Here is a 12830-nt window from a genome sequence, read left to right on the forward strand (position 1 = left end):
GAAAGAAATGAAGGCAGTAGTTAAAATTGAAAATGTAACAAAGATCATTAAAAAGAGAAAAATTATTGATTCCTTAAGTTTTGAAGTAATGGAAGGAGAGGTTTTCGGGTTTCTAGGTCCTAATGGTGCGGGTAAAACAACCACTATTCGGATGATTGTTGGCTTAATTGGCATTAGTGAAGGTGATATTAAAATTCTTGGTAATAGTGTGCAAACAAACTTTGAGAAGGCAATTCAACATGTAGGAGCGATTGTTGAAAATCCAGAAATGTATAAATTTATGAGTGGTTATCAAAATCTCCTACATTACGCAAAAATGTCAGAAGGAATTACGAAAGAAAAAATTATGGAGACAGTAGAGTTTGTTGGTTTGACTGAGAGAATACATGATAAGGTGAAGACTTATTCTTTAGGTATGCGGCAACGACTAGGGTTAGCCCAATGTTTGTTACATGATCCTAAAGTGTTAATTCTGGATGAACCAACAAATGGATTAGACCCCGCTGGTATTCGTGAAATCCGTGACCATGTAAGGAAGTTAGCAAGAGAAAGAGGAATGGCAGTCATTGTGTCTAGTCATCTACTATCAGAAATGGAAATGATGTGTGATCGAGTCGGTATCATTCAAAAAGGTAAATTAATTACGATTCAGTCTGTTCATGAGCAAGTAGAAGGAGGGGCAAAGGAATATGAAATCGACGTTGATCATCCAACAGAAGCAATGTTTGCTGTCAATAGATTAATTCCACAACAGCAAGCAGAAGTGAAGGGAAATACGCTTATGCTGCGAGCACAAAAAGAGGATATCCCTTTATTGGTGAAAGAGTGGGTTCATGATGGAATTAATATATATCGTATTCAAGAAACGACGAAAACGTTGGAAGACCGCTTTCTTGAAGTGACAACACTACAGAAGGAGGCGGAATAAGTCATGTTCTCATTAATTAGAAACGAATGGGTGAAAATCTTTAAACGAAGTGGCACTTATGTCATGATTGGCATTCTTCTATTTATCGTCGCTGTAGCAGGTGCTTTTATGAAATACCAAGATGTACAAGGATCAGTCCCTCCAAATGAGCAATGGCAAAAAGGGTTACAAATGGAGATTGACTCCTATCAGAAGGAGCTGGAGAATTCCGGAGATATGCTGCCAGAGGATGTAAAAGAAAGCTATGAAAAAATCATTGCCATTAATGAGTATCGCATCGAAAACAATATATCACCAAATGGAGATTACGAAGCACTTAGTTTTATTTCTGATATGTCTTCGCTAATAGATTTTGCCGGTTTATTTATGATTATTATTGCAGGAGGGATTGTGGCAAGTGAATTTAATTGGGGAACGATTAAGCTGCTGCTCATTCGCCCAATTACTAGAAGTAAAATTCTTCTCTCCAAATACATAACTGTGCTGTTATTTGGTTTCAGTTTGCTCTTTTTACTTTTCATATTCTCTGGGATATTAGGCCTCGTTCTATTTGGTTTAGGTGGTAGTGAACCGTATCTCTTATATCAAGATGGAGTGGTAAAAGAACAGTCAATGATTTTGCATTTAATCAATGTGTATAGCTTATCATCCATCCAAAACATTATGCTAGCGACGATGGCCTTTATGATTTCATCAGCATTCAGAAGTAGTTCATTAGCAATTGGATTATCTATTTTCCTTATGTTCGCTGGTGGGCAAATTACTCACCTCATTGCGATGAAGTATGATTGGGCGAAATATAGCTTATTTGCTAATACCGATCTGTTTCAGTACTTTGAAGGAACGCCGATGTTACCAGGAATGACGTTAACTTTTTCCGTAATCATGTTGATTGTTTATTTTCTGATATTCCAAATCATTGCATTCATCATATTTAAGAAAAGAGATATAGCTGGATAAAACCTAGAAGCTGCTGGAAATTTCCAGCAGCTTATTTTTATGGTTGAAATCTTGAAAACAATGAAAAGTAATGAATTTATATAGGTAACTGTGTCCGAGCTTATTTTACTTTCACAAGAGATTCCAACAACTATCTTCGAATAACAGGTTTACCATTTTTTGAGTGGACATAAGTGTAACGAATAAGTAAGCGCTGCGATTTAAACGTACTAATCCAAGTGACAGAGATAGATGTAGGCCAGTGCCGAGTATTTGTTGTTAACAAATGAGGAAAATCCACTCAAACATTTAAGTCTGGGTGGATTAACTATCTTTTTTAGCCAGCATCTTACTGTTGTAGCCGTTTGTAAACAGTGGAAAGAGCTTGTTCAAATTTACCGTTCGTTTTTGGTTCATAATAAGTTTTCTGCTTAATGTTATTAGGCAAGTATTGTTGCTTTACCCATCCATTTTCATAATCATGCGGGTATTGATAGTCAATGCCTCTACCTAATTCTTTCGCCCCTTTATAATGAGCGTCTTTTAGGTGATCTGGAACCTCACCGCTAATGCCTGCACGTATATCTGATAATGCCTGGTCAATCGCCATAATAGCTGAATTAGATTTCGGTGAAAGGCATAGCTCGATCACTGCGTTAGCTAACGGAATTCTTGCTTCAGGGAAACCTAACCGCTCTGCTGATTCGATGGCTGATAATGTTCTTTGTCCAGCTTGGGGGGAGGCAAGTCCGATATCTTCATAAGCGATAACCAATAGTCTTCTTGTAATACTAACCATATCTTCTGCCTCAATTAATCTGCCCAAATAATGAAGGGAGGCATTCACGTCACTTCCACGAATGGATTTTTGGAATCCAGATAAAACATCGTAATGTGCATCACCATCTTTGTCATGTGCCATACTCTTTTTTTGCATGCATTCTTCGGCAGCTGAAAGTGTGATGAGGATAGTGCCTGAGTCATCTGGTTCAGTTGAAAGCACTGCCAATTCAAGCGCATTTAGCGAACTACGAACATCGCCTCCAGATGCAGTTGCAAAGTGAGTTAATGCCTCATCTTCTATGTCTACTGTCTTATTACCTAGCCCCCTATCTTCATCAGCAATAGCTACTTTTAATGCCGTCTTAATCTCTTCCACTTCTAATGGCTTTAGTTCGAAAATTTGACATCGACTTCTGATGGCGGGGTTAATTGCATGATAAGGATTGCTGGTAGTAGCACCTATTAAGGTAATCATGCCATTTTCTAAATAAGGTAAAAGAAAATCCTGTTTTGCTTTATCTAGGCGATGAACCTCATCTAATAATAAAATAACTTTACCTGACATCTTTGCTTCGGCTGCTACGACTTCCATATCCTTTTTATTATTTGTCACTGCATTTAAAGTGCGAAAAGCGAATTTAGTACTACCAGCTATTGCGCTAGCAATAGAGGTTTTTCCAATTCCTGGTGGTCCGTATAATATCATCGATGATAGTTGTTTCGCTTTTACCATTCTATGAATAATTTTACCTTCTCCCACGAGGTGTTGTTGACCAATAATTTCATTGATTGTTCTTGGTCTCATTCGAAAAGCTAACGGTTTGATACTCAACTATATCACTCCTAATTAGATAAGAGGCTTATTCTGTTCCTTTTGATAACATATCATAAAATTAAAATAGCTAAAATGATTAACGCTTGCAAATGTGCTATAATAGCAAGGTCTATTTATATGTTGTGAAGAAAAATGTTTTTAACCTATCCAACTACTTATTAAAGAGTATTCTACCATTTAATGGAGGGCGTAAGAAAAAAGATTAAAAATAATCTATCCTGTGAGGGCTTGTCAAATGATCAATAATAATAAAATAGGGCAAACAGGACCGAGGTTTATTATCTATTTACTCGGTTTATTAGTAATGAGTTTAGGAATTGTACTCCTTATTGTTGCAGATTTAGGCGCAACACCTTGGGACGTATTGCATGTAGGTTTGTATTATCAATTAGGGTTATCAATTGGCACTTGGTCTATTATTGTGGGTATTCTTGTACTTGCCATTGCGGCAATCATTGGTAAAGAGATGCCAAAAGCAGGTGCTTATCTTAATATGATTCTTATTGGAATCTTTATTGATTTGTATTTATTATTACCGTTTATGACCACTCCTGAAACGATTTGGGGAAAGTTCATTATGTTTGCTTGTGGTCTTTTCATTAATTGTTATGGTATGGGCTTGTATATATCAGCTCGTTTAGGTACTGGGCCACGGGATAGTTTAATGATGGCATTAATGAATCGAACAGGTTGGAAAGTTGCCTATATAAGGTCAAGTATGGAAATTATTGTGTTAGTTATCGGTTGGCAGCTTGGCGGTCCTGTTTTTTGGGGGACAATCGTTTTAAGCTTGGCTACTGGTCCAATAGTCGGTGCAGCATTACCACAATGTCAACGATTTACGAATAAGTTACTTGCACGGATGAAGGAAAGAAAAGTATCGATTGCCTCATAACAGGTAACGATGGAATTTATAGAGAGAATAAAGATGAATAGAGGTGTCGGGAATGAAAATATCGACAAAAGGTCGTTACGGATTAACGATTATGATAGAACTCGCTAAGAAATATGGGGAAGGTCCCGTTTCATTAAAAACAATTGCACAAGCAAATGATTTATCAGAACACTACTTAGAACAATTAATTGCTCCTTTAAGAAATGCTGGTTTTGTTAAAAGTATAAGAGGAGCTTATGGCGGATATATACTGGGAGATGAACCATCAAAGATCACTTCAGGCGATATTATTCGCGTATTAGAAGGTCCGATTAGTCCAGTTGAAGGGATAGAAAATGAAGAACCAGCCAAAAGAGAATTATGGATGCGTATACGTGACGCAGTGAAAGAGGTACTGGATAATACAACGATTGAGGATTTAGCAAACCATAAAGATACTGGTGAATCCGATGCTTATATGTTTTATATTTAACAGATTGGCAAGAAGGTGAAAAGAGTGGAAAGAATTTATTTGGATCATGCGGCAACAAGTCCGATGCATCCTCAAGTAATTGATGTAATGATGCGAATGATGCAAGAGGATTACGGAAATCCATCAAGCATTCATTCTTTTGGTAGAGAAGCAAGACAAGTACTTGATCGGGCAAGAGAAGTAATGGCATCAAGTATTGGAGCTCTTGCAAACGAGATTATTTTCACAAGTGGTGGAACCGAATCCGATAATCATGCTATTTTTGGAGTAGCTAGAGCGAATCAAAATAAAGGTAAGCATATCATCACTTCAGAAATTGAACATCATGCAGTACTACATGCGTGCGAAGAGCTTGAAAGAGAAGGATTTGAAGTAACATATTTACCAGTCAACAATGAAGGGGTCATTGAAGTAGACACTGTTAAGAAAGCGTTACGAGATGATACGATTTTAGTTACCATCATGTATGCGAATAATGAAGTTGGTACCATTCAGCCCATCGCTGAGATAGGCAAACTGCTCGTTAATCATCAAGCGGTCTTTCATACAGATGCGGTACAAGCTTATGGCCTATTGCCTATAGATGTAAATGAAACAAATATTGACTTACTTTCTGTTTCAGCTCATAAAATAAATGGTCCTAAAGGGATTGGATTTCTATATTGCCGGAAAGACATTTCCCTTGCTTCAAGATTGTTTGGCGGCGAGCAAGAAAGAAAGCGTAGAGCTGGAACGGAAAATGTACCTGCCATTGCTGGTTTTTTAGAAGCTGTGAAAATAAGTCAACAAAATAGAGTGGCTAAAAGTACGCACTTTCAACAATTAAGAGATACGTTCATGCAAACATTGATAGAAAATGGAATAAAGTTTAAGCAAAACAGTTCGCTTGCTGAAACACTTCCTCATGTATTAAACTTAAGCTTTCCAGCAACAAATGTCGAAGCTATGCTTGTTAATTTAGATTTAGTAGGGATTGCCGCATCTAGTGGTTCTGCATGTACAGCAGGATCTATAGACCCATCGCATGTACTGGTCGCGATGTTTGGTAAAGGACATGAGCGGTTAGCTAACTCTATAAGGTTCAGCTTTGGCTATGGTAATACATTAGAACAAGCAAGTGTAGCTGGGAAAGAAGTAAGTAAAATCGTGCAACGATTTCAAGCATAAATAAAGTATAGCAAAGAGAGGTGAAGACAATGACAAAAGCGCCAAAAGATACGCGAGTCGTTGTTGGGATGTCCGGTGGCGTTGATTCATCGGTAGCTGCACTCCTTCTCAAAGAACAAGGCTATGATGTCATCGGCATTTTTATGAAAAACTGGGATGACACCGATGAAAACGGTGTATGTACAGCGACGGAAGACTATGAAGATGTAATCCGTGTATGTAATCAAATCGGTATTCCATACTATGCTGTCAACTTTGAGAAGCAATATTGGGATAAAGTGTTCACCTACTTTCTTGAAGAATATAAAGCAGGTAGAACACCGAACCCTGATGTTATGTGCAATAAGGAAATAAAATTTAAAGCGTTTCTAGAACATGCAATGCATTTAGGTGCTGATTATTTAGCAACTGGCCATTATGCGCGTGTAGAAGAAAGAGATGGCGAAGTAAAAATGCTTCGTGGCCTTGATGAAAACAAAGATCAAACGTATTTCCTTAATCAGCTTTCGCAAGATCAATTAAAAAAAGTAATGTTCCCAATCGGCAATATTAAAAAGTCAGAGGTAAGGGAAATTGCGGCAAAAGCGAATTTAGCAACAGCTACTAAGAAGGACAGTACAGGTATTTGTTTTATTGGTGAAAGAAACTTTAAAGAATTCCTAGGTAACTACTTACCAGCTCAACCAGGTAATATGGAGACATTTGATGGTAAAGTAGTCGGTAAGCATGATGGTTTAATGTATTACACAATTGGTCAAAGACATGGTCTAGGGATCGGTGGAGCAGGTGAGCCTTGGTTTGCGATTGGTAAAGACTTGAAAAGGAATGTTCTTTATGTAGGACAAGGCTTTCACCATGAAAAATTATATTCCGATTCCCTTGTAGCTGTGAATGTAAGTTGGGTATCTGAAAAAGAAATGCCACAAACATTTGAATGTACAGCTAAATTTAGATATCGTCAGACAGACAATAGTGTAACGGTGGAACGCTTAGCAGACAATAAAGTTCGAGTTAAGTTTCATGAGCTAAGTAGAGCGATTACCCCTGGCCAATCAGTTGTCTTTTATAACGGTGACGAATGCTTAGGTGGAGCAACAATTGATGAAGTGTATATTAATAGTAATCAACTCACATATGTAGGATAAAAAATCAGGCAGATTGATTGCCTGGTTTTTTATTTTTCCCACGTTTTTTTGATAAATCTTCAACAGGTTACTGAGTCTAAAGTGATACGCACAAATGCTGGAAATCATCGAAGTTAACTTTTCTCCTCTCATTCTTTGGAGAAGCTGGGAAATCGCTGAGCTAACAGCATTAAATCAAGCCGTGTACTAATCATATTATGTCCAATTCTAAAAACCTCAACAAATTATGCCTGCACGGTTTAGCCTGTGAATGAAGTCTTATCGAAAAATATGCTATACTATTTCGAAGAGTAAAGAGATAGAAATGGAGTCGATAAATAATGGATAAAAACCAACAAGGTATTCAATATATGCAAGAAGGTAAATGGGAAGAAGCAGCTAAGATTTTTATGGAAGCCATTGATGAAAACCCTGAGGATGCGGTTTCTTATATCAATTTTGGTAATGTTTTATCAGCCGTTGGCGACGGAGAACGAGCACTGAAGTTCTTTCTAAAAGCAATCGAGCTTGATGAAAACGCGGGTGTTGCATATTATAGTGTCGGAAATTTACTTTTTGAAAAAGAACAATTTGACGAAGCTAAAAATATGTTTGAACAAGCGATGCAAAAAGGAATCGACCATGGAGACAATTATTTTATGTTAGGTATTTCTCTTATGCAATTAGAGCAAGGGAAATTAGCATTACCATACTTGCAACGTGCAACTGAATTGAATCCACAGGATGCAGAAGCGGCTTTTCAATATGGTCTTTGCTTAGCACAATTAGAATTAATAGATGAAGCCATTAAGCAACTACAACAATGTATTGAATTAGATGAGGAACATGCAGATGCTCATTATAATCTCGGTGTAGCTTATGGTTTTAAAGAAGACGTGCAAAAGGCACTCGCTCATTTTAATCGTGCATTGGATATACAACCGGATCATATGCTTGCCGGCTACGGTAAAAAAATGATTGAAAAACAAGCCTAATATAAAAAACAAGATGCGCTTAAAGAGGAAGGAGCATATGGGATGGATGAGCAGAATTCTTTAGATTTATTTGCTGAACAAAAAACGTATGTAAAAGGCAAGCATCTTGTGACTATTTTCCATAATGAGAGTAATCTTTATACGGTTTTACGTATTCGGGTGCTAGAGACAAATGCACAATATGAAGAGAAAGAAGCGGTCATTACTGGCTACATACCGAAAATCCATGAAGAGGAGACCTATACATTTATAGGGGAATGGAAGGAACATCCAAAGTTTGGGTTGCAATTTCATGTAGAGCAGTACAAAAAAGAAATGCCTCAAACAAAAGAAGGTGTCGTTAATTATTTATCAGGTGACCTCTTTAAAGGAATTGGTAAGAAAACGGCACAAAGTATTGTGGACGAGCTTGGGGAAAATGCGATCAATAGCATTTTAAATAATCCTTCATTATTAGATGGGATACCAAAATTAGCAAGTGAAAAAGCGAAAGTTTTATACGACACACTTGTGGAGAATCAAGGAATTGAACAAGTCATGATTCACCTCAATCAACTTGGTTTTGGTCCACAACTATCTATGAAGATTTTTCAAACATATAAAGATCAAGCAATAGATATTTTGCAAAAAAAACCTTATCAACTCGTAGAGGATATTGAAGGGATTGGCTTTCATCGGGCAGATGAGATTGGACAACAAGTGGGAATGTCCGGTAGTCATCCTGACCGTATTAAAGCAGCATGTTTGTATGTGCTTGATAGTGAAAGCGCACAGGCAGGTCACGTATATGCTGAAGCAGAAGAATTACTCCCTGCTGTCAAAAAACTATTAGAGGAAAAAGCGACTGAGGTAATCCCTTACGAGGCGATTAGTGAAGCAATCATAAAGCTCGGAGAAGAGAGAAAAGTGATTGCAGAAGGACAGCAGTTATATTTACCTTCTCTTTTCTTTTCTGAAAAGGGAATCGTTACAAATATTAAACGTATACTCAATCAAACGGAATTTAATGAACAGTTTCCCGAATCGGAATTTCTCCTTGCTTTGGGACAATTAGAAGAGCGACTTTCTGTACAATATGCGCCATCTCAAAAAGATGCTATTCAAAAAGCGTTAATGTCACCAATGATGATATTAACAGGTGGTCCAGGTACGGGAAAAACAACGGTTATCCAAGGCATTGTTGAATTGTATGGTGAATTACATGGTTGTAGTTTAAATCCGAAAGACTATAAAAAAGAAGAGCCTTTTCCCTTTTTATTAGCTGCCCCTACTGGAAGAGCGGCGAAAAGAATGGCAGAATCTACAGGATTACCAGCTGTGACGATTCACAGATTGCTTGGTTGGAATGGAAGTGAGGGTTTTGACCATCATGAAGAAAATCCGCTTGAAGGGAAAATTCTTATTGTTGATGAAACTTCCATGGTTGATATTTGGCTAGCCAATCAACTTTTTAAAGCGATACCTGAAGAAATGCAAGTCATTCTTGTTGGTGATGAAGATCAATTACCATCTGTGGGTCCAGGTCAAGTATTAAGAGACTTATTACTTTCTGAACGTATCCCTTCGGTTATGTTGACAGATATTTATAGGCAATCGGAAGGTTCCTCAATTATTGAGTTAGCACATGAAATGAAAAAGGGAAGATTACCACAAAATATTACTCAGCAACAAAAAGACCGTTCCTTTTTTCAATGCCAACCAGGTCAAATTGGAACGGTTATCGGCCAAGTAGTGCGAAATGCAAAGAAAAAGGGTTATTTAGCAAAGGATATTCAAGTACTTGCACCGATGTATCGTGGTCCGGCAGGTATTGATCGCCTTAATAAAATGATCCAAGAAATTTTCAACCCTAATGAAGATGGTAGTAGAAAGGAAATTGCTTTTGGTGATGTTGTCTATCGCATTGGGGACAAGGTGTTGCAATTAGTCAATCAACCTGAAAACCACGTTTATAACGGTGATATGGGTGAAATTATCTCCATATTTTATGCGAAAGAGAACACAGAGAAACAAGATATGGTTATTGTTTCTTTTGACGGAGTGGAAGCTACGTATACAAAACAGGATTTAAATCAAATCACTCATGCCTATTGTTGTTCCGTTCATAAGTCACAAGGCAGTGAGTTTCCCATTGTTATTCTTCCGGTCGTTAAAAGTTATTACCGGATGTTACGGAGGAATTTATTATATACTGCCATTACACGAAGCAAGCAGTTCCTTATATTATGTGGTGATGAAGAAGCGTTAAAAATGGGTATACAACGATTGGATGATCAATCGAGGCGATCTAATTTACGATTGAAGTTACAGGATGAAATCTTCGAAGGAGAGACCATTGAAGCTATTGATGAATCATTAACATATGAAGATTATTTGATGAAAGTCGACCCGTTGATAGGAATGGAAAATATCACACCTTATGATTTTTTAGAGGCTGATTAGACTAAGATGAGAGATTTTTCTCATCTTATTTTTTTACCTATATACATAAAACAAATTGCCAAACTGGAAAAAGAATGACCCGCACCATCTTTGAACAAAATAACAATGTTCAAAGAAGGTGGGAGTAACTTTTGCGAACATTTTCCTTATTAAGAGGCTTGTCGGTAATCGTGTTGAATAACGGTAGGGCAATAGGTGAAGTGAATGATCTCTTCATCTCACCCGAAGGATTAGTAAAGGGACTATGGGTGAAGAACCACTCATTTATTCGCAAATCCTTTTTTCTAGATATTAAAGATGTGTACTCATTTGGTTGGGATGGTGTGATGATTGAAAGTTGTGCTGTATTAACAGCTATACCAAAGCATAGTAATTTTACAATTGCTAATGAAAATCGTCTGGCTGGCCGAATGATGATGACAAGAGAGGGCGATCGCTTAGGACTTCTTCAAGATGTATATTTCAATGAAGAAATGGGCACAATCGTAGGGTATGAACTATCAGATGGCTTCTTTTCTGATGTACTTGAAGGAAAGAAAGTAGTTAAAGCTAGTTGCGCACCAGCGATTGGAAAGGATGCCATTATTGTAAATGTAGAATAAGGTAGGTGTCCTTTCCATGATGCTTCAATGTCCTAATTGTCAAAGCAAAGATGTCGGTAAGATTGGCATAAATCAATATTACTGTTGGAATTGCTTTATCGAACTCTCATTGTCTAAAGGAATGATCCACACTCACCAAGTGGAAGAAGATGGGTCTTTAAGTTCTTTAGATGACTTATTTGATGAAGAAGAGCGTCGTTTTTCTTCATAAAAATTCTTATGAGAGGTGTCATATGATGAATAAAATGTTAACCTCAGCAGCTGTCATAGGCGCAGGTGTAGCCGCATATAGCTATATGCAGAAAAATAACATCGTCTCAAAAAGGGATATGAAAAAGATACAAAGAAAAGTAATGAAAATGTTTTAAATGTATACGGCGTCCTCAATCAAACGATTGGGGACGTTTTTCGTACAGATAATTGAGCTATGTCAATAAATGTATCCACTCCGCCCCATGTTTTAACTTGTATGTATAATTCATATGCTCTCTTCTCAAGATAGTAAAGGGAGGCGTAGTGTATGGACGTTCGTATGAAATGGTTGTACCGTTTAGGCTTTGTTTTGCTTGTTCTCATTTTACTTTTTATCTTTTTCCAATTAAAAGAATTATGGCTCCCTCTTTTAAAATTACTGCTTGTTGTGCTGATCCCGTTTTTACTTGGGGCATTTTTTACTTATCTCTTACACCCTATTGTTGAAAAGTTACATCAAACGGGTATGCACAGAGGATTAGCAGCTTTAGGAATATATTTATTATTTTTTGGTGGTGTTGGCTACGGATTGTATAAAGGGATTCCTGCTTTTATTCATCAATTAAATGATTTAGTTGATCATGCGCCAGAGTTTGCCGAGCAATATCGCTCTTTTATTGCTTTGATTCAAGAACGCACATCTGAATGGCCGGAAACCTTACAATTACGTGTTGAGGATGGGATTAACGATATTGAAGCAGCATTAGATAAATTATTAACAAAGGCAATCAATATATTGCTCGAGATTCTTAATTATGCTTTGATCATCGCCATTATCCCATTTATCTCCTTTTACCTTTTAAAAGATTATACGGATGTAAAAAAAGCAGTCTGGTACTTAACACCAAGAAGATGGCGAAAAGAGGCTGTTTTGTTTATAAGAGATGTTGATAAGTCGCTCGGAGGTTATATTCGTGGGCAGCTCCTTGTATGTTTAGTAATCGGGGTGATTTCAGCTACTTTATTTTGGGTGTTCGGTATGAAGTATCCATTATTACTTGGTTTTATCATTGCAATAACCAATATTATTCCGTATTTTGGTCCAATTATTGGTGCAGTCCCAGCGGTGATTATTGCAGCGACCCTATCAGTCAAAATGGTGATTATCACATTAATTATTATTGTCGTATTACAATTTGTGGAAGGGAATATATTATCTCCTTTAATTGTAGGGAAAAGTCTACATATGCACCCCCTTATTATTATGCTTTCATTACTAGCTGGTGGAGAAGCTGGCGGTATCATTGGTTTAATTATGGCTGTTCCGATTTTGGCGATCCTAAAAATTAGTCTTATACATGCACGTAAACTGTTAATGAACCGACAGAGGACAGATAAGGTATAGTTTCAGCTGAATTTGTTGATACTGTTAGACATTGATATTGACAAAGGAGCA

The 12830-nt window shown here is 37.2% G+C and carries 13 protein-coding genes; 12 read left to right on the forward strand and 1 reads right to left on the reverse strand.

The window, feature by feature from the left end:
- Nucleotides 1–7 precede the first annotated feature (7 nt).
- The gene (locus MKX29_RS16310) at nucleotides 8–928 is read left to right on the forward strand and encodes an ABC transporter ATP-binding protein (RefSeq protein WP_224935893.1); all 921 of its coding nucleotides are present in this window, start codon (nucleotides 8–10) and stop codon (nucleotides 926–928) included.
- Nucleotides 929–931: 3 nt separating this feature from the next.
- Nucleotides 932–1888, forward strand: a complete 957-nt coding sequence (locus MKX29_RS16315) for an ABC transporter permease (protein ID WP_224935894.1) — start codon at nucleotides 932–934, stop codon at nucleotides 1886–1888.
- A gap of 328 nt (nucleotides 1889–2216) precedes the next feature.
- Here MKX29_RS16315 and MKX29_RS16320 read toward each other — a convergent pair whose 3' ends face one another.
- Nucleotides 2217–3482: a replication-associated recombination protein A gene (locus MKX29_RS16320; RefSeq protein WP_341106581.1), complete on the reverse strand. Its 1266-nt coding sequence runs from the start codon at nucleotides 3480–3482 to the stop codon at nucleotides 2217–2219.
- A 238-nt stretch (nucleotides 3483–3720) separates the two neighbouring features.
- Between MKX29_RS16320 and MKX29_RS16325 the strand changes: the two genes are divergently transcribed.
- The 10 genes from MKX29_RS16325 (at nucleotide 3721) to MKX29_RS16370 (ending at nucleotide 12779) form a co-directional block, all read left to right on the forward strand.
- Nucleotides 3721–4380 (forward strand): YczE/YyaS/YitT family protein, encoded by a 660-nt coding sequence (locus MKX29_RS16325; protein ID WP_224935896.1) that lies wholly within the window; start codon nucleotides 3721–3723, stop codon nucleotides 4378–4380.
- Between the two features lie 52 nt (nucleotides 4381–4432).
- Nucleotides 4433–4852 carry a cysteine metabolism transcriptional regulator CymR gene (gene cymR, locus MKX29_RS16330; protein ID WP_224935897.1) on the forward strand — a complete coding sequence of 140 codons (420 nt, stop codon included), beginning with the start codon at nucleotides 4433–4435 and terminating at the stop codon, nucleotides 4850–4852.
- A gap of 24 nt (nucleotides 4853–4876) precedes the next feature.
- Nucleotides 4877–6019, forward strand: coding sequence for a cysteine desulfurase family protein (locus MKX29_RS16335; protein WP_341106585.1), 1143 nt, complete (start codon nucleotides 4877–4879; stop codon nucleotides 6017–6019).
- A 29-nt stretch (nucleotides 6020–6048) separates the two neighbouring features.
- Complete coding sequence (mnmA, locus tag MKX29_RS16340; RefSeq protein ID WP_341106587.1) at nucleotides 6049–7164, forward strand: tRNA 2-thiouridine(34) synthase MnmA; 1116 nt, start codon at nucleotides 6049–6051, stop codon at nucleotides 7162–7164.
- Between the two features lie 320 nt (nucleotides 7165–7484).
- A complete protein-coding gene (locus MKX29_RS16345) occupies nucleotides 7485–8138 on the forward strand; it encodes a tetratricopeptide repeat protein (RefSeq protein WP_095372464.1) in 654 nt (217 codons plus the stop codon).
- Nucleotides 8139–8180: 42 nt separating this feature from the next.
- Nucleotides 8181–10580, forward strand: a complete 2400-nt coding sequence (recD2, locus tag MKX29_RS16350; protein ID WP_224935900.1) for an SF1B family DNA helicase RecD2 — start codon at nucleotides 8181–8183, stop codon at nucleotides 10578–10580.
- A 131-nt stretch (nucleotides 10581–10711) separates the two neighbouring features.
- Nucleotides 10712–11182, forward strand: coding sequence for a PRC-barrel domain-containing protein (locus MKX29_RS16355; protein WP_224935901.1), 471 nt, complete (start codon nucleotides 10712–10714; stop codon nucleotides 11180–11182).
- A gap of 19 nt (nucleotides 11183–11201) precedes the next feature.
- A complete protein-coding gene (locus tag MKX29_RS16360) occupies nucleotides 11202–11393 on the forward strand; it encodes a hypothetical protein (RefSeq protein ID WP_191811331.1) in 192 nt (63 codons plus the stop codon).
- A gap of 25 nt (nucleotides 11394–11418) precedes the next feature.
- Entirely contained in the window at nucleotides 11419–11550 is a 132-nt protein-coding gene (locus MKX29_RS16365) for a DUF3918 family protein (RefSeq protein WP_095372467.1), read from the forward strand.
- A 152-nt stretch (nucleotides 11551–11702) separates the two neighbouring features.
- Nucleotides 11703–12779 carry an AI-2E family transporter gene (locus MKX29_RS16370; RefSeq protein ID WP_224935902.1) on the forward strand — a complete coding sequence of 359 codons (1077 nt, stop codon included), beginning with the start codon at nucleotides 11703–11705 and terminating at the stop codon, nucleotides 12777–12779.
- The last annotated feature ends 51 nt before the right edge of the window (nucleotides 12780–12830 follow it).

It is taken from the genome of Cytobacillus sp. FSL R7-0696, assembly GCF_038006865.1.
Lineage (GTDB): Bacteria > Bacillota > Bacilli > Bacillales > Cytobacillaceae > Cytobacillus > Cytobacillus kochii.